Origin of the sequence: Methylobacterium sp. Leaf87 (assembly GCF_001422775.1) — a bacterium.
Lineage (GTDB): Bacteria > Pseudomonadota > Alphaproteobacteria > Rhizobiales > Beijerinckiaceae > Methylobacterium.
Genome location: NZ_LMMI01000034.1, coordinates 47,351 through 64,740, shown reverse-complemented (window position 1 = coordinate 64,740; position 17,390 = coordinate 47,351). Strand labels below are relative to the sequence as shown.

Annotated in this window: 18 protein-coding genes and 1 tRNA gene; 10 read left to right on the top strand and 9 right to left on the bottom strand. The window is 63.2% G+C overall.

The features are described from left to right. Positions 1 to 383 precede the first annotated feature (383 nt). The 3 genes from ASF22_RS15155 (at position 384) to ASF22_RS15145 (ending at position 1,107) form a co-directional block, all read left to right on the top strand. Complete coding sequence (locus tag ASF22_RS15155; RefSeq protein ID WP_056265842.1) at positions 384 to 617, top strand: hypothetical protein; 234 nt, start codon at positions 384 to 386, stop codon at positions 615 to 617. A gap of 62 nt (positions 618 to 679) precedes the next feature. Continuing rightward, positions 680 to 756 (top strand) — tRNA-Pro (locus tag ASF22_RS15150). A 39-nt stretch (positions 757 to 795) separates the two neighbouring features. Then, a complete protein-coding gene (locus ASF22_RS15145) occupies positions 796 to 1,107 on the top strand; it encodes an ETC complex I subunit (protein ID WP_056265839.1) in 312 nt (103 codons plus the stop codon). A gap of 168 nt (positions 1,108 to 1,275) precedes the next feature. Here ASF22_RS15145 and ASF22_RS15140 read toward each other — a convergent pair whose 3' ends face one another. The 3 genes from ASF22_RS15140 to ASF22_RS15130 form a co-directional block, all read right to left on the bottom strand. After that, complete coding sequence (locus ASF22_RS15140; protein ID WP_056265836.1) at positions 1,276 to 1,740, bottom strand: nucleoside deaminase; 465 nt, start codon at positions 1,738 to 1,740, stop codon at positions 1,276 to 1,278. A 39-nt stretch (positions 1,741 to 1,779) separates the two neighbouring features. Continuing rightward, positions 1,780 to 2,847 carry a spore photoproduct lyase family protein gene (locus ASF22_RS15135; protein ID WP_056265835.1) on the bottom strand — a complete coding sequence of 356 codons (1,068 nt, stop codon included), beginning with the start codon at positions 2,845 to 2,847 and terminating at the stop codon, positions 1,780 to 1,782. 87 nt (positions 2,848 to 2,934) lie between these two features. Continuing rightward, on the bottom strand, positions 2,935 to 3,711 hold the full coding sequence (locus tag ASF22_RS15130) for an SHOCT domain-containing protein (RefSeq protein ID WP_056265832.1): 777 nt from the start codon (positions 3,709 to 3,711) through the stop codon (positions 2,935 to 2,937). Positions 3,712 to 3,945: 234 nt separating this feature from the next. Here ASF22_RS15130 and glgX point away from each other — a divergent pair, with 234 nt between their 5' ends. Further along, positions 3,946 to 6,210, top strand: coding sequence for a glycogen debranching protein GlgX (glgX, locus tag ASF22_RS15125; RefSeq protein ID WP_056171607.1), 2,265 nt, complete (start codon positions 3,946 to 3,948; stop codon positions 6,208 to 6,210). Between the two features lie 212 nt (positions 6,211 to 6,422). Next, the gene (locus ASF22_RS23240) at positions 6,423 to 6,734 is read left to right on the top strand and encodes a plasmid stabilization protein (protein ID WP_082483744.1); all 312 of its coding nucleotides are present in this window, start codon (positions 6,423 to 6,425) and stop codon (positions 6,732 to 6,734) included. Between the two features lie 41 nt (positions 6,735 to 6,775). On the opposite strand, the gene ASF22_RS15120 is transcribed toward ASF22_RS23240, so the two are convergent. Beyond that, positions 6,776 to 7,987, bottom strand: a complete 1,212-nt coding sequence (locus tag ASF22_RS15120; RefSeq protein ID WP_056265829.1) for an NADP-dependent isocitrate dehydrogenase — start codon at positions 7,985 to 7,987, stop codon at positions 6,776 to 6,778. A 220-nt stretch (positions 7,988 to 8,207) separates the two neighbouring features. Between ASF22_RS15120 and ASF22_RS15115 the strand changes: the two genes are divergently transcribed. Continuing rightward, positions 8,208 to 8,756, top strand: coding sequence for a formaldehyde-activating enzyme (locus ASF22_RS15115; RefSeq protein ID WP_056171605.1), 549 nt, complete (start codon positions 8,208 to 8,210; stop codon positions 8,754 to 8,756). 4 nt (positions 8,757 to 8,760) lie between these two features. Then, entirely contained in the window at positions 8,761 to 9,489 is a 729-nt protein-coding gene (locus ASF22_RS15110; protein WP_056265826.1) for an RNA methyltransferase, read from the top strand. 173 nt (positions 9,490 to 9,662) lie between these two features. Here ASF22_RS15110 and ASF22_RS15105 read toward each other — a convergent pair whose 3' ends face one another. From ASF22_RS15105 to ASF22_RS15095, 3 genes are all read right to left on the bottom strand, one after another. Further along, a complete protein-coding gene (locus ASF22_RS15105) occupies positions 9,663 to 10,958 on the bottom strand; it encodes an aminotransferase class I/II-fold pyridoxal phosphate-dependent enzyme (protein ID WP_056265823.1) in 1,296 nt (431 codons plus the stop codon). A 29-nt stretch (positions 10,959 to 10,987) separates the two neighbouring features. Then, positions 10,988 to 11,383, bottom strand: a complete 396-nt coding sequence (locus tag ASF22_RS15100) for a response regulator (protein WP_056171599.1) — start codon at positions 11,381 to 11,383, stop codon at positions 10,988 to 10,990. A gap of 198 nt (positions 11,384 to 11,581) precedes the next feature. Then, positions 11,582 to 12,859: an O-acetylhomoserine aminocarboxypropyltransferase gene (locus ASF22_RS15095; RefSeq protein WP_056266146.1), complete on the bottom strand. Its 1,278-nt coding sequence runs from the start codon at positions 12,857 to 12,859 to the stop codon at positions 11,582 to 11,584. Between the two features lie 231 nt (positions 12,860 to 13,090). On the opposite strand from ASF22_RS15095, the gene ASF22_RS15090 reads away from it, so the two are divergent. Further along, positions 13,091 to 13,438: a DUF3140 domain-containing protein gene (locus ASF22_RS15090; RefSeq protein WP_056266144.1), complete on the top strand. Its 348-nt coding sequence runs from the start codon at positions 13,091 to 13,093 to the stop codon at positions 13,436 to 13,438. 172 nt (positions 13,439 to 13,610) lie between these two features. Further along, on the top strand, positions 13,611 to 14,894 hold the full coding sequence (locus ASF22_RS15085; protein WP_056265820.1) for an MFS transporter: 1,284 nt from the start codon (positions 13,611 to 13,613) through the stop codon (positions 14,892 to 14,894). A 132-nt stretch (positions 14,895 to 15,026) separates the two neighbouring features. On the opposite strand, the gene ASF22_RS23995 is transcribed toward ASF22_RS15085, so the two are convergent. Both ASF22_RS23995 and ASF22_RS15080 read right to left on the bottom strand, forming a co-directional pair. After that, a complete protein-coding gene (locus tag ASF22_RS23995; RefSeq protein WP_156647769.1) occupies positions 15,027 to 16,154 on the bottom strand; it encodes a hypothetical protein in 1,128 nt (375 codons plus the stop codon). Positions 16,155 to 16,328: 174 nt separating this feature from the next. Then, the gene (locus tag ASF22_RS15080; protein ID WP_056265818.1) at positions 16,329 to 16,751 is read right to left on the bottom strand and encodes a CoA-binding protein; all 423 of its coding nucleotides are present in this window, start codon (positions 16,749 to 16,751) and stop codon (positions 16,329 to 16,331) included. Between the two features lie 59 nt (positions 16,752 to 16,810). Between ASF22_RS15080 and ASF22_RS15075 the strand changes: the two genes are divergently transcribed. Next, positions 16,811 to 17,251, top strand: a complete 441-nt coding sequence (locus ASF22_RS15075) for a PaaI family thioesterase (protein ID WP_056265815.1) — start codon at positions 16,811 to 16,813, stop codon at positions 17,249 to 17,251. Positions 17,252 to 17,390 lie beyond the last annotated feature (139 nt).

Below are 17,390 nucleotides of genomic sequence, written 5' to 3'. Positions count from 1 at the left end.
CATTCAGTCAACACGACAGTCAACAGGAAGAACCGTCCGTTTCGATCGTGAATCGATCAGTATCGTCGTCATCATCGAAAGGGGCATAGATCGTGCCTGTGACGTCCGGCTTTGCTCCGGAGTTCGATTTCGGAATGGTCCAGCGTTCCCTATGCGGCTCGAAGGACCGGACTTGCTGGTCGATCATCTAACCCGCTGCCCAGTTGATGTGAGACGTTTTTTTTCCACCGAATCATTAGAATCCGATGCGTCCCGGATCGCTTCGCTTAATGAGGTCCGTGCACCTTTCTGTCCGAGACCAATGAGTTCTCCAACCGCCGCAGGTTGTCGGCCTTGAAGCCGCAGCCTGATGGGGGGCGTCCGGGAAAAGCGAGGAGCGGCACATGATCAGTGCGGTGTCGATCAGCAGCGGCGGCATAGCGGCGGCCACCCAACGGTTCGCCCAAGCCGCAGAGGGGATCGCCACGATCGGCACGAGCCTGCCTGCGGCGGCACAGGTCGATCTGTCGACCACGGCGATGCAGCTTCTCGCGGCCAAGACGGACGTTTCCCTGAACACCGTGATGCTCCGCTCCTCGCTCGATATGGAGAAGCGCGTCCTCGATATTCTCGCCTGACCGCTTCCATCCTTGCCGGGAACACGCAAAGCTCCTAAGAGCCAAGGGCGTCGAGAACGCGTCGGGGTGTAGCGCAGTCTGGTAGCGCATCTGGTTTGGGACCAGAGGGTCGTAGGTTCGAATCCTATCGCCCCGACCATTTTTCGACTGGTAACCCGAGACCGTTGGGAATCGTCCGATGTCGAGCGCCCGGATCTATCAACCTGCGAAGGACGCGTCGCAGTCAGGGCTCGCCCGCACGAAGGTTTGGGTCCTCGAATTCGACCAAAGCGCACCGCGTGAGACCGACCCGCTGATGGGATGGACGAGCTCCTCGGATATTCTCCAGCAGGTCCGCCTGGAGTTCGAGACGCGCGACGAGGCCATCGCCTATGCCGCGCGTGCCGGCTTATCCTACCGGGTCGAGGAGCCTCAGAAACCGATCGTTCGGAAGGGGCTGTCCTACTCCGATAACTTCAAGTTCAATCGTACGGCGCCTTGGACGCATTGAGCGCAGCCGAGTCTATTCCGGTCAGAGCTGCATCAGTATCGTCACTGCACCGAAGATCAGCACTGCGGTAACCGTCACAGCCAACAGGATCAGCGCAGCGCGCGATTCGCGAAGATCGTTCTCTGTCATGGCCCCAGGCTAGCGCCGGCAACTTACAAAGCCAATGACTTAATCTTTGGTCTTTTGGCGTTCACGCCATGCCGCGTACGGATGATCTTCGGCGGGTACCGGGTGATGCGTCACCTGCATCGGTTGGTCAGCCAAGGGGCGACAGAGTTCGGCGTAGATGCCCGCACTGATGAGGCCGTAGGTTTCGGCCTCCTCCGCTGTATAGGCGAAGTAGGCTTCGCGGATGCCTGCGAGTCGCATGGCGGCATGGCACATCGGACAGGGACGTCCGCTGGCATAGACGACACAATCGTCGAGCTTTGCCGATCCCAGAATGCGGCTCGCCTCCCGGATCGCAACCATCTCGGCATGATCAGTCGGATCCCGCGTCTCGGCCGTGCGATTGACGGCACGTACGAGGACAGCTCCGTCCCGCACGATCACGGCCCCATACGGACGGCCTTCGGCGAGCACATTGCCGTGGGCCAGCGTGACGGCGTCGAGAAGATGGGCTTCATGGGTCATGGCTGAAGGCTCTCCAGGGCCGGGCTTCAAAACGAATGGTCAGAATGCGTAGCGGACGGTGCAGTACGGCATCCGTTCGCTGAGGAGTGCGGTGAAACGGGCAAGCCACCGGCCTTTCCAGCCTGTGCGGTAGCGCAGATTGGTACCCCCACCCTGGGAGATCTTGGCTTCCTGAATGTCGGGGCGCCAGAGGAGATCCTCGGCCTTGGGATGCCAACCCAGATTGACCGCATGCAGATCGTCATTGTGGGTCAGCATGATGATCTCGGCTTTCACCTGCGCCCGCGCTGCGCGCCCGATCCCATCATCGATCGCTGTGAAGAGCTCAGCCCAGTCCGCTTCCCAGCCTTCGTAAAGGATGACCGGCGAGAAGTTCAAATGGACTTCGTAACCGGCGGCCACGAAGTCGTCGATGGCGGCGATCCGCTCTCGAATCGGGCTCGTGCGGACGTCGACGATACGGGCGATGCGCTCGGGCATCAGCGAGAACCGAATGCGGGTCTTTCCCTGCGGATCGTAGGCGAGAAGGTCGCGGTTCACCGCCTTGGTTGCGAAGGATGCCTTTGCGTTGGGCAATGCGCGGAACAGGCCGATGAGGTCGCGCACGGTGTCGCTGATCGCGGCATCGACCGAAAGATCGCCGTTCTCGCCGAGATCGTAGACCCAGAGGGCGGCGTCGACGCTGTCCGGCGCGGACAAGGGCCCCTGACGCTCGGCATGCCGACGGATCGCGGCACAAACCGCCTCGACGTTGACGAACAGTGAGATCGGATTGGCGAATCCCTTGCGGCGCGGCACATAACAATAGGCGCACGCCATAGCGCAGCCGTTCGATGTCGAAGGGGCAATGAAGTGAGCACTGCGCCCATTCGGACGCATGGCCAGCCCCTTCTTCACCCCCAGGACAAGCGTAGAGCGCTTGATCCGCACCCAATCGTCAACCGAGCCGGCGTTGCCGTGGAGGTCCGGGATGTTCCAATGTGACGGTACCTGGATGCGCTGTGCGTCGGGGAAGCGATCCAAGATCTCACGGCCGCGCGGAAACGTTGTTACTGCCGCCTCGTGATAGATCGTCCGAACATCGATGAAGTCGCGCGAGAGTCCCATTAAGGAGACATGGGACTCGGCGAGCCGGTGGCGACCCGCATGCAACCTGCTGGCTGTGGACACGTCGGCGCAGGACATCGACACCCATCAGAGGCGCGCCAGCAGCTCTGCTTTCTTGGACGAGAATTCCGCTTCCGTCAGCACGCCCTTGCGTTGGAGTTCGGCCAGTCGTTCCAGGGTCGTCAGAACCTCGTCGGCCGGGGATAGCGCGCGCGCCGGGCCCGCTTCCACCCGATGAATGGGTTCAGGCGTGAACGGCTTGGGCTGAAGGGTGGTATCTCGCTGGACGGGCGTGTCGGGTTCGGTGGAGGTCGATGAGGAAACGAACGATTCGCCACGATCGTCGTCGATCCGACGCAGGGATTCGAGAGGAATGGCCCCGTCAGGACCGGAGAACCGTAGGCCGCCAGTGCCACCCTGCTGCTGCGAAACCCCGGTGATGTGCTGCCCTGCCGTTCCATAGAGAATGACATTCCCATCCATCGCGATGGCGAGGCGTTGGGCATGCGGAAAATAAGCATAGCGCAGACCGTTTTGGGAGCCCGAAGTCGCGGGCCGTCCGAGGTGCTGCGGCCACCAGGCATCCGACGTGACGCTGGTGATTGGAAAGCCGACTGCCGGCAGGGCTTCGGCCAGAGTGCTGCACAATGCACCGACGCGGGCTTTGAGCTCCGCGTCGAACATGTTGCCGATCATCGTCATGCCACCCGAGGACCACTGACCGAAGCCGCCGAGTTCGCGGTGGTTGAACTGTGCCATGGTGCCGTTTCCGGCCTGTAAGGCATCGACGAGATGGCGGATGGCGTCGAGGCTTACTCCGTACCGGTCGGCGATGGTTTGCAGGCCGTTCGGTTGGTCGGTCATCGTTGAGTACCCCATGGGAGGGTGAGGCGATGCATCGGGAAGCGATCGATCCCGCCGAACTCCGTGATGCATCCTTGACCCCAGAATGGTGCCCCGCGCCAGGCTTCGCAACGCAAAAAGTTTTCTCGGGCGCGGACCTTCGAGGGAAGCGTGAGCGTTCCCGTTTCGGTTTTGGCGTGCCGACGTGCCCGATGAGAGCGCCGCATCGGGCAGGGCGCCGTCCCTGGAGCAGTTATGGCCGACGATTTTTCTCAGACGGGCAAGGCGTCCGCCACCCGCTCGCGTATCAAGGAAGGCTCACCCTATCCGCTGGGGGCAAATTGGGATGGGCTTGGGGTGAATTTCGCCCTGTTCTCGGCCCATGCCACGAAGGTCGAGCTCTGCTTGTTCGACGATGCGGGCGAACAGGAACTCGAGCGCATCGAACTGCCGGAGTACACGGACGAGATCTGGCACGGGTATCTACCCGATGCGAGGCCAGGTACCATTTATGGCTACCGCGTACACGGTCCATACGATCCGAAAGCCGGTCACCGCTTCAATCCCAACAAGCTGCTCATCGATCCATATGCCAAAGGTCTCGTTGGCTCCATCACCTGGAACCCGGCCCTGTTCGGGTACCAGATGGAGACAGGCGACGATCTGACCTACGACGAGCGCGATTCCGCGCCGTTCACCCGCCGTAGCCGGGTGATCGATCCGGCCTTCACCTGGGGGCGGGACCGCAAGCCGCATGTGCCGTGGGAGAAGACGATCTTCTACGAGACGCACGTAAAAGGCTTCACCAAGCTTCATCCGGCCGTTCCGGAGAAGCTGCGCGGCACGTATGCAGGTCTTGGGACACCGGCGGTGCTCGATTACATCAAGAGCCTTGGCGTCACGTCCGTCGAGTTGCTGCCGGTCCACGCCTTCGTGCAGGACGACTATCTCCAGGAAAAAGACCTGGTGAACTACTGGGGTTACAACACGATCTCGTTCTTCACCCCAGCCCGGCGTTATTCGGCAGTGCCTGATTTTGCCTTCTCCGAATTCAAGGAGATGGTCGCGCGCATGCATGGCGCCGGTCTCGAAGTAATCTTGGATGTCGTCTACAATCATACGGCGGAGGGCAACGAGAAGGGGCCGACGCTATCCTACAAAGGTGTCGATAACGCTTCGTATTATCGCTTGATGCCCAAGGAGCCGCGTTACTACATCAACGACACCGGCACCGGGAATACCTTCAATCTTTCCCACCCGCGGGTTCTGCAACTCGTTACCGACTCGCTACGCTACTGGGCGACCGAGATGCGCGTCGACGGATTCCGGTTCGATCTTGCGACGATCCTCGGCCGCGAGCCCCATGGGTTCGACGAAGGGGGCGGGTTCCTCGATACCTGTCGCCAGGATCCCGTGCTCAATTCCGTCAAACTGATTGCCGAGCCCTGGGATTGCGGCCCCGGCGGCTACCAGGTCGGTGGTTTTCCACCCGGCTGGGCCGAGTGGAATGACCGGTACCGTGACGACGTTCGCGGCTTCTGGCGGGGGGACCTCGGCTTGCTTCCGTCGCTTGCGTCCCGAATCACTGGCTCAGCGGACAAATTCAATAAGCGCGGGCGCAAGCCCTGGGCATCGGTGAACTTCCTAACCGCCCATGATGGTTTTACGCTGAACGATACGGTTTCGTACAACGACAAGCACAACATGGCGAATGGGGAGAATAACCGAGACGGGCACTCCCACAACCTCTCCAACAATTACGGCGTGGAAGGGCCGACGGAGGATCCGGAAATCCGGGCCGTGCGCCTGCGCCAGATGCGCAACATGATGGCGACGCTGTTTCTGTCTCGAGGCACGCCGATGCTGCTCGCTGGTGACGAGTTCGCCCGGACCCAGAACGGCAACAACAATGCCTATTGTCAGGACAACGAGATCTCTTGGCTCGATTGGGGCGCCATCGGACCAGAGGAGCGCGACCTCACCGAGTTCACACAGCGGCTGATGATCCTTCGTGAATCGTTGCCGATTCTCACCCGTGGACGGTTCCTCACCGGTGAGTTCGACGAGGAACTCGGTGTACGCGACGTGACGTGGCTAACCCCGGCCGGCACTGAGATGACGCCGGAGAACTGGTCGCAGGGTGATGCTCGGTCACTGGCGGTCGTTCTCGACGGCCGGGCGCAGGTCTCGGGTATCCAGCGCCGGGGCGGCGACGCCACGTTGCTGCTGCTCTACAATGCCTACCACGATCTCGTGTCGTTCACTTTGCCGGCAACCATAGGCGCTTCCGCGTGGACGCGCCTCCTCGACACCAATCTGCCTGACAGTCAGGAAGTGGTCAGCGTACCGATCGGCGAACGCTACGATGTCACGGGTCGCTCGATGCTTATGTTTGTGCTCAAGCCCGAGGAGGTCGAGGACGCCGAGGTGACCGAGATGGAGCGTTCGTACCAGCATGTGATGCAGGCGTTCGAGCGCGCCAACATCGACAGCGTCCGCTTCGGCGCGCGCAAGGATTGATGTGGGTCCGGGACGGTGCTTCGTTCGCATCGTCCCGCTTGTCGTCTACGCACGCATGCTATCGAACATAGCCCTGCAGCGAACCGAAAGTGCGATAGGCGAGTTGAGCTCGTGAAGGTCAGGCATCCTCGAAACCCCGATTGGCGCGTCATGTTCGCTCTGTGGATCAGGGAGCGTCGTTGGGGCGGGGAGCGACGGAAGGAGACAAGGCGGTGCCGCAGGGAGACAAGTCGCGCTACACCGATAAGCAAGTTCGTAAAGCCGACCACATCGCGGAGTCGTATGAGGCCCGCGGTGTTCCGGAGGATGAAGCCAAGGCTCGTGCCTGGGCCACCGTGAACAAGGACGACGGTGGTGGAAAGAAGCCTGGCGGAGCCGGCCGCGGCCGCTCAACTGATCATCCGGCTGCCAGGAAAGGCGGCGAAATTGGCGGCAAGGCGTCTGCAGCGCGTACGGCGGAACAGCGCTCGGCCTCGGCGAAAAAAGCTGCCGAGACGCGCAAGCGGAATGCCGCCAACGCCTGAAACGCAGCCCTGCCCGATGCAGGGCCGCGCTCGGCTTCGGATCAGGCCATCGCAGCTTTGAGGTGCTGATCGACCTTGTCGAGGAAGCCTGTGGTCGAGAGCCATTTCTGCTCAGGGCCGACGAGAAGGGCGAGGTCCTTGGTCATGAACCCGGCCTCGACGGTATCGACGCAGACGGTCTCCAGAGTCGTGGCAAACTTGGCCAGATCCGCGTTGCCGTCGAGCTTGGCCCGGTGCGCGAGGCCCCGCGACCATGCGAAGATCGACGCGATGGAGTTGGTCGATGTCTCCTTGCCCTTCTGGTGTTCTCGGTAGTGCCGCGTCACCGTACCGTGAGCCGCCTCGGCTTCGACGGTCTGGCCGTCCGGGGTGAGGAGCACGGAGGTCATCAGGCCGAGCGAGCCGAACCCCTGCGCCACGGTGTCGGACTGCACGTCGCCGTCGTAGTTCTTGCAGGCCCAGACGTAGCCGCCCGACCACTTGAGGGCCGAGGCCACCATATCGTCGATGAGGCGGTGCTCGTAGGTGATGCCGGCGGCATCGAACTTGGCCTTGAACTCGTTCTGGAACACCTCCTCGAACAGGTCCTTGAAGCGGCCGTCATAGGCCTTGAGAATCGTGTTCTTGGTCGAGAGGTAGACCGGATACTTGCGGTTGAGGCCGTAGTTCATCGAGGCGCGGGCGAAATCGCGGATCGAATCGTCGAGGTTGTACATCGCCTGGGCGACGCCGGGGGAGGGGAAGTTGAACACCTCCCGCTCGATGACCGTGCCGTCCTCGCCCTCGAACTTGATGGTCAGGCGGCCCTTGCCCGGCACCTTGAAATCGGTCGCCTTGTACTGGTCGCCGTAGGCGTGGCGGCCGACGACGATGGGCTGAGTCCAGCCCGGCACGAGGCGGGGCACATTCTTGCAGATGATCGGCTCGCGGAAAATCACGCCGCCGAGGATGTTGCGGATCGTGCCGTTGGGCGACTTCCACATTTCCTTGAGGTTGAATTCCTTTACCCGCTGCTCGTCGGGGGTAATGGTGGCGCACTTCACGCCCACACCGTGGCGCTTGATCGCCTCGGCCGCCTCGACGGTCACCCGGTCGCCCGTGGCGTCGCGGTGCTCGACTCCCAGATCGTAGTACTCGAGGTCGAGGTCGAGATAGGGATGGATGAGCTTGGTCTTGATCTCGCTCCAGATGATCCGGGTCATCTCGTCGCCGTCGAGTTCGACGACGGGCTTGGCTACCTTGATCTTATCCATCGCGTGTCAGGCCTTCCGCAAAAATCCCGAGGGGCCCCATGCAAATGCCGTGCGGCCGCGGGCAGGGTCATAGCGCGGGCGTTCCAACGGCGAAAGCCGCCAGGGACCCATCACGCCGTGACAGGGGACGGCATCTGTCAGGTGGGGGCCCGGGCTGGACATTCGGTGCGCAAGGGGGGATCTGGCTACCATCACGCAACGAGACGGAACGGGAAAACCCATGAGCGAACGCATCATCCTGCGAGCCGGCGAGGCCCTGGTCGCGGGTGGCCCGCCCAACACCGCCGCCGAGCCGGAAGTCATCATTGGGGAACTCGATGGGCCCGTCGGCACCGCGCTCGCTACACTGACGGGCGATCAGGTGGTGGGACACAGCCGCGTCTTTGCGCTGCTGAATACGGATATCATGGTCCGGCCGGTGACCCTGTGCGTGTCCAAGGTCAGCGTGACAGAGAGCAAGTACACCTCGATCCTCATGGGCACCGTGCAGTTCGCCATCGCCAATGGGGTGCTGGACGCTGTGCGGCTCGGCTACATTCCCAAAGACAGAGCCAACGATCTCGGGATCATCTGCTCGGTCTGGCTGAGCCCCGGTGTGATCGAGGCCGAGACCGTCGATCACAAGGCCCTGTTCGAAATCCAGCGGAAGGGGATGACGGAGGCTATCCGCAAGGCGATGTCCAACGAGCCGTCCATCGACTGGCTTCTGGAGAACCAGGACAAGATCATTCACAAGTACTACCAGATGGGTCTCGACGGGAAAATCTAGTCCGATGCCGAGCGCGCCTGTCGTCGTCCTCGTCGAGCCGCAGCTGGCCGAGAACATCGGCATGGTCGCGCGTGCCATGGCGAATTTCGGCCTGTCCGAACTCCGGCTTGTTGCGCCGAAGAATGGCTGGCCGAAGAAGGGTGTGCGCGAGGCGGCTTCGGGCGCGACCCACATTCTTGATGGTGCGGCGGTGTTCGACACCGTCGCGGAGGCCATCGCCGACCTTCACTATGTCCTAGCTACGACGGCGCGCGAGCGCGGGCAGATGAAACGCGTCGTGGGGCCCGAGGACGCCATGCGCAACGTCGCTGCCCGCGCCGGCCAGCGGACCGGGATCCTGTTCGGGCGAGAACGGGCGGGCTTGAGCAACGACGAAGTCTCCCTCGCCGACGCCATCGTGACGTTCCCGGTGACGGAGGAGTTCCCGTCTCTCAACCTCGCCCAGGGGGTCCTCCTCGTCGGCTACGAATGGCGCCGTGCGGCGGGGCTCGCGAAGCTGCCGTTCTCGGGCGAGATGCTGTCGCCGCCTGCAACCCGCGAGGCTATGGCGTCCCTCGTCGGAACCCTGGAGGACAGCCTGGCGAAGGCCGGATTCTATCCGCCGGAGAAGCGCGAGATCATCGCCCGCAATATGCGGGACATGCTGCACCGCATGGCGATGACGGAGCAGGACGTACGCACTTTGCGCGGCGCCCTTCGCGCCCTCAACGGCGGGCGTCATCGTCGAGGGTGATCGGCGGACGTAGGCTGGTATTGCTCAATCAGTCTCGGCTTCCACCCTTTCGGAAGGCTGACGCGCCGCTTGCGGGTGCCGGTCACCATCGGGAGGATGGAAAGAAGGCTGCGATCCTCGTCGCCCATGGAGCTCGAGGTGTGCGCAGATGAGGAGCGGACCGCGAGACGAATTCAGCCGACCTGTGCCAGTGCCTGATCGATGTCGGCGATGAGATCTTCGGCGTTCTCCAAGCCGATCGAGAGGCGCACGGTCTCGGGCCCAACGAGCGCGGCGGCCTTCTCGTGCGGCAGCAGCTGGCGGTGCGTCGTCGTCGCCGGATGAATGGCCAGGGACTTGATCTCGCCGATGTTGACGAGGTGCGAGATGAGCCGGAGGCCCATGATGAACTTGACCGCCGCGGGCTCGCCGCCCTTCAGGGCGAAGGTGAAGATCGAGCCCGGTCCGTCCGGGACGTACTTCGCCGCCAGCGCTTCGCCGGCTTGACCGGGCAGGGCCGGGTAGCTGACCCAATCGACGGCGGGATGATCCCTGAGAAAGCCCGCCACCGCCTTGGTATTCGCACAGTGGCGCGCCATGCGCAGCGGCAGGGTTTCGATGCCCGTCAGCGTCAGGAAAGCGTTCATTGGCGAGAGGCCGGGCCCGAGTTCACGCAGGCCGAACAGGCGACAGGCCACCGCGAAGCTGAAATCGGGAAAGCGCTCCGTGATGACGAGGCCGTCGTAATCTTCCCACGGCTCGGCGATGAGGTTGTAGCGGTCGCCCGCCGCCTTCCAGTCGAACGTGCCGGCGTCGCAGATCACGCCGCCGATGGTCTGACCGGAACCGCCGAGGAACTTCGACGTCGAGTGCATGACGATGTCGGCACCATGCTCGATGGGGCGGATCAGCGCCGGGGAGGCGAGGGTGTTGTCGACGATGAGCGGCAGCCTATGCCGACGCGCGACCTCCGCGATGCCCGCCAGATCCATCACGGTGGCACACGGATTCACGATGGATTCGCAGACGATGGCCTTCGTCTCGGGCGTGATCGCTGCTTCGAAATCCGCCGGGGTGAGACCCTGGGCGAATTGCGCCTTCATGTCGTAGCGCTTGTCGAGGCGGGTGATGAGGCCGAGGGAGCCGCCGAACAGGCGCGGGGAGACGACGTAGGCATCGCCGCTGCGCATCAGCGTCATCAGGATGAGCAGGAGGGCCGACTGCCCGGAGGAGACCGCCACGGCGGAGGCGGCACCCTCCAGGGCGGCGACGCGGCGCTCGAGGGCGCCCACCGTCGGGTTGGAGCCGCGCGAGTACGAGAACCCGGTCCGGCGCATGGCGAAGATGTCGGCGGCCTGCTCCGTCGACTCGAACACGAAGCCGTTGGTGAAGTAGATCGGCTGCACCCGGGCGCCCGTGGCGGGGTCGGGCGCCGCGCCGGCATGGATGGCCGCGGTGGCGAAGCGGTGGGGTCTGGTCTCGCTGGCCATGGGGCCTTTTCTCGAATTATGTCAGGGAGTTAGGCGGCCCGGTGCACGAAGGCGCGCAGGGTGCGGACGAGGGTCGAGGGTTCGTAAGGCTTCGGGATGAACCGGGCGCCGTCCGGCATGTCGTGGGGCCCGGGCGTGCCCATGCCGGAGACGACGAGGACGGGGATGTCGGGCCAGCGATGGGCCACGAGGCGGGCGAGGGCGAAGCCGTCCATGGAGCCGCGCGGCATGTCGACATCGGTCATCAGCACGCCGACGTCGCTGCGATTCTCCAACACCGTCAAGGCCTTGTCGGCGTGGCTCGCCTCCACCACCGTGAAGCCCGCATCCGCCAGCGTGTCGGCCGCCTCCATCAGGAGCAGGCCGTCGTCTTCGACGAGGAGCACGACGGGCAAATCTTGAGGGAGGTCAGGGGAGTGCGTCATCGGCAGCCGGACGATCTCGCGCTACGGGGTGAGTGGGGCCTATTCCCCGTCATCCATGCCGTCAACAACGGGGCGCGGCGCACGATCGTTTCACCGGCGCGGGTATGACGCGGTGCGCCGGCGCAGGCGCCGATGCGCCGAGGATCGGCCTGGTCCACGCCCCGGCCCGCGCCGGCGCGGGCGCCCGATGCGCCGGGCTCAGGCCAACGCGGCATCGAGATCCTCGATGAGGTCGGCCGGATCCTCGAGTCCGATGGACAGGCGCACCACCTCCGGCCCCGCGCCGGCCGTGATCTTCTGCGGGTCGCTGAGCTGGCGGTGGGTGGTCGAGGCCGGGTGGATCACCAGGGACCGGGTGTCGCCGATATTGGCCAGATGCGAGAACAGCTGCAGGTTCGACACCAGTTTCACGCCGGCCTCGTACCCGCCCTTGAGGCCGATGGTGAACACCGCGCCGGAGCCGAGGGGCGAATAGCGCCGGGCGAGCCCATGGTAGCGGTCGGTCTCCAGGCCCGGGTAGCTCACCCACTCTACGGCGGGGTGGTGCGCGAGGTGGTTGGCGATCGCCAGGGCGTTGTCGCAGTGGCGCTGCATCCGGAGCGGCAGGGTCTCGATGCCGTTCAGGATGAGGAAGGCGTTGAACGGCGCCAGCGCCGGCCCGAGGTCGCGCAGGCCGAGCACCCGGATCGCGATGGCGAAGGCGAAGTTTCCGAAATTCTCGGCGAGCACCATCTCGGCGTATTCCGGCCGGGGCTTCGACAGGGTCGGATAGCGGTCGTCGCCGGCCCAGTTGAAGGTGCCGCCATCGACCACGAGGCCGCCGATGGAGTTGCCGTGGCCGCCCAAGAACTTCGTCGCCGAATGCACGACGATGTCGGCGCCGTGCTCGAACGGGCGGATGAGGTACGGCGTCGCCATGGTGTTGTCGACCACCAGCGGAATGTTGTGCCGCTTGGCGATGTCGGACAGCGCCGCGATGTCCGTGACGACGCCGCCGGGATTGGCGATGGATTCGCAGAAGATCGCGCGGGTGCGGGGCGTGATGGCGCGCTCGAACGACGACGGGTCGTCGGTGTCGGCCCAGACCACGTTCCAGCCGAAGTTCTTGTAGGCGTGGTTGAACTGGTTGATCGAGCCGCCGTAGAGCTTGTTCGCTGCGATGAACTCGTCGCCCGGCTGCATCAGGGCGTTCATGGTGAGGAACTCGGCGGCGTGGCCCGAGGCGACGGCCACCGCGGCCGTGCCGCCTTCCAGCGCCGCGATGCGCTCTTCCAGCACCGCGTTGGTCGGATTGGTGATGCGCGAGTAGATGTTGCCGAAGGCCTGGAGCCCGAACAGCGAGGCGGCGTGGTCGACGTCGTCGAACACGAACGACGCCGTCTGGTAGATCGGAGTCGCCCGCGCGCCCGTGGTCTTGTCGGGGGCGGCACCCGCATGGATCGCCAGGGTGTTGAAGCCGGGCAGGCGGTCGGTCATGAAATCCTCCTCGGGCCGGCGGGCCCGCAGCGGCACCGTTCTAGCGCCGGCCTCGACCCCAGCGAAAGGGGCTGGCCCCGTTCCGCTTAAACGAACATGCGTTCTTTGTAGCGGACGATCCCCGCAGGTCAAGCGCGGGCGCCCTGGGGCACGCGGCCACGGCCCGGAACCGCACCGCCCCGATGCGCGTGATCGGTGGAGCGAATGGAAGCCAACCCGGGAGATGGCGCGGTGGCCGAGCACGACGACGCGAGCACGTGGAAAGACTTCAAGGAGGCCGTCAACATGACCGCCTCCGCCCTGGAGAAGTTTCTCGACACCGACGAGAGCAAATCCGTCGGTCAGAGGGCGAAGGGCAGCGACGAATCCACCGGCCACGCCTCCGGCCGCCGCATCGTCGAATTGCTGAACACCAGAAAAGCGGATCTCACGGAGGACGATTACGCGCACATGCGCAAGGTCGTCAGTTACATCCACCGCCACCTCAAGCAGGGCGGCCCCGACGACAAGGACGCCGTGAAGGAGTCGCGCTGGCGCCTGTCGCTGATGAACTGGGGGCATGATCCGCTGAAGACGTGAAGGTCGGCAGAGATCGGGAGACGGGGAGAACTTGTCCGCCGCCCTGGCAAGAATGGTGCGGGTCCCCACACCTTTCAGGAGAGGGGGGCCGTCGCGCCTCACGCCAAGATGTAAGGCAACACGCGTCCAATCCGCGCTAGGCGCCCCCAAAAAGCTTCGCTAAAGCGGCGCCATGCGCACCGTCAGCCCGCCACCCGTTTCCGCCGCGCGGATTCTCATCGCCAGCTTCGTCGGCACGGCGATCGAATTCTACGACTTCTACGTCTACGCCACGGCGGCCGCCCTGGTGATCGGGCCGATCTTCTTCCCGCCCGGCGATCCGGCGGTGCAGACGCTGGCGGCGTTCGCGACGTTCTCCATCGCGTTCATCGCCCGGCCCCTGGGGGCCGCGTTCTTCGGACATTTCGGCGACCGCGTCGGCCGCAAGGCGACCCTCGTCGCCTCCCTGATGATCATGGGCCTGTCGACGGTGCTCATCGGCTGCCTGCCGACCTATGCCACCGCCGGGTGGTGGGCGCCGTTCGCGCTCTGCGTCCTGCGCTTCGGCCAGGGGCTCGGGTTCGGCGGCGAGTGGGGCGGGGCGGCGCTGCTCGCCGTGGAGAACGCCCCGCCGGGGCGCCGCGCCCTCTACGGCATCTTCCCGCAGCTCGGCGCGCCGGTGGGCTTCATCACCGCCAATCTCGGCTTCCTGGGGCTCGCCCTGGCGCTGAGCCCGGAAGACTTCCAGGCCTGGGGCTGGCGCATCCCGTTCCTAGCGAGCGCCGCGCTGGTCGGCGTCGGGCTCTATGTCCGGTTGAAGCTCACCGAGACCCCGATCTTCAAGGCCGCCCTGGAGAAGGCCGCGCCCGAGCGCGTGCCTCTGGCGGTGATCTTCACGAAGTACCTCCGCGCGACCCTGCTGGGCACCTTCGCAATGGTGGCGTGCTACGCGGTGTTCTACCTCTCGACGGTGTTCGCCCTCAGCTACGGCGTCTCGACGCTCGGCTTCACCCGGCCGACCTTCCTGCTGTTCGAGTGCGTGGCCGTGCTGTTCATGGCGCTCGGCATCCCGCTCTCGGGCTGGGCCGCCGACGCCTACGGCCGCCGCCCCGTCCTCCTCTCGGGCCTCGCCTTCACGGCCAGCCTCGGCCTGCTCATGGGCCCGATGCTCGGCAGCGGCCAGGGCGGCCTCGTGCTCGGTTTCCTGTGCCTCGGCCTGTTCGCCATGGGCTGGCTGTTCGGCCCCATGGGGGCCCTGCTGCCGGAGCTGTTCCCGACCCGCGTGCGCTACACCGGGGCGTCCGTGACCTACAACCTCGCGGGGATTCTGGGGGCCTCCGCTGCGCCGTACCTGGCGCAGCGGTTGAGTGAGTGGGGCGGTGTGGGTTGGGTGGGGCTTTACTTGGCTGTGGCGGCTGGGATTAGTTTTGGGGCTGTGGCATTGATGGATGAGACGCGACAGTCAGTGATTTCTTAAAAAAATAGATCTCTTTATCAAATATATTCGCCCATCGATTTTTGGTATATATAAATTGGAATATTCTTTAGGCATTGAGACTAACAAATATACCGCAAAATAAGTCTAAGACTATTGATCGGACGACTTAGATTATTGATTCGTTCTAAGTGGAACTAGTTCGATATCGGAGTGCTTTGGGTAAGGACCTTTCCATTTATCGTCCCCTGGAACGGAGGGAATCGCACGCCAATACTTTGGCTCGAACGGACCGGTATGCGGATCGTGTGCGGACGCTAATCTATCAGATATAATTTTAAACTCGTCCTGAGTTTTCCCTCTGGAGCGAACAACCGAGACCAAACGAAAAGCACTCTGCAATGCACATTTGCAGTCATCAGCTTTTGGTGGTGTGGCGCGATGCGCCAAGGCATTGCGCGCTGTGCGAGCACGGTTTAGATCCGAGTAGAGGTCATCGTTCACTAGTTTTATCTGAAACAGTACTTCTACCATATGGGCGGCCTGCCACGAATTCCCTTCAATAAAACGTTTTCGTCCAGTGATGCCTGCTCCTTTGGGGGCAATATGATCGTGCCACAGGCGTCCGATTAGTGATTCGCATGTCGACCAAAGAAAAACTAGGGCAGGAGCAAACTCACTTTGTCGAAAGTAAGTTAGGCCATGCAAAAATAGGCTTGGGTCGATCTCTGGAATTCCATCGACAACAGGAGTTCCGATACGAATTGCCGTATGAATTTCAGAAGATGTTTTCACACGAGGGTGAAGTAAATTCATCGTCTCTGAACTGCTTGCATCTTGGTACTGAAGTGCCATTAATGTATTGAAGTTTGGCCCTCTAGCTCCTCCTCCCGCCAAAAAGTAGCCTGTCCCATAGATTGAGCCAAAGCCAACGTCGTTGGTTGACACGGCATCAAAATCGATGCCTCCGAATGTAAGTTTAAGAAGTAGACGGTTAGTCGAAGCCAGTACGTTGTCTCGGGTCACGCCCGGCATCCTCGGGAAGAGCAACGCGCCTGTGTAAGAGACAATGACCGCCATTCGATCCATTGCTGAAATCATAGGGTCGAGACCAGTCGTTGTGCGACATAGCTTTAACCGATCGTAGGTACGATTGTTTGCCTCTGCTAGCGTAAATGATGGATCGTCTCCATTATCGAATGTCACAATAGTAAACGGGGAGGTCGCTGCAATAAAGACTGGAATTTTGATATTTTCTTCTTGAGATTTAGTAGCTTTGAGTTGGTTGGCTGTGTTTTCCATTTTTGGATATCCAAAATTCGACAATGATACAAATATTTTACTATATGTTGGGCGGTCTCACAGTTGCGGATCTAAGCTGCTGATTTGGATATTTGCTTCAACCGGATAAAAAGGTAATGAGCTTAGTGCATTGCTGAAAATGCATTGCGCGCATGATACGTTGACAGCAGTCCATTATCGGAACATCTCGATCTTCGGGCACCGATCCATCACCACTACAACGCCCTTCGCCTCCGCCCGCGCGGCGGCGGCGTCATCCCGCACCCCGACCTGCATCCAGAGAAAGCGCGGCAGCCAGGGGAGGGCGAGGGCTTCGTCCACCACGCCGCCGGCCGCGTCGGAACTGCGAAAGATCTCCACCATGTCGACGGGGGCGGGCAGGTCGGCGAGGCGGGCGAGGACGGGCTGGCCCAGGAGCGTCCGGCCGCTGAGCCCGGGATTGATCGGGGTGACGTGAAACCCGCGTCCGAGCAGGAACGCCATGACGTGGTGGCTCGGCCGGGCGGGATTGGCCGAGGCGCCGACGAGGGCGATGCTCCGGGTCTCCGTGAGGATCCGGCGGATCAGGGCGGGGTCGTAGGCGTCGTGAGCGGACATGCCGCCATCTTGTCGGGCATGCCCCGGCATGCTGCAAGGTGGAACGGAGACCCGCCCGCATGTCCGACGCCCCCACCCTTGCTTTGTCCCTGCCCGAGACCGTGGCGTTCCTCGACGCGGCGTTTCCCCAGATGGCGGCGGGCGGGCGGACCTATCACCTCGTCGGCGTCGGCCCCTTGCGCGCGACCATGCGGATGGACCACCACGAGCGGCACCTGCGCCCCGGCGGCACGGTCTCGGGTCCGTCCATGATGGCGCTCGCCGATTACGCCCTCTACGCGGCGATCCTGGCCAATATCGGCCCCGTGGCGCTGGCCGTCACCACGAGCCTCAACTTCAACTTTTTGCGAAAGCCCGGCCCGAACGGGCTGGTGGCCGAGGCGCGACTGCTCAAGCTCGGGCGCCGGCTGGCGGTGGGCGAGGTGGCGATCACGGCCCCCGATTCGGAGGACCTCGTCTGCCACGCCACCGGCACCTACTCGATCCCGCCGGAGCGGTGAGGCGCGGAGCCGTTCTCCCAAGGGGACGATGGTTCGGGCATTCCCCGCTGGAACCGCGGCGCCTCCCACGAGAGGGGCCAGGAGAGAGTTGCGGTACCAGAATACCACTTCCACGAACCTGCTCAGAACATTGTGGTTT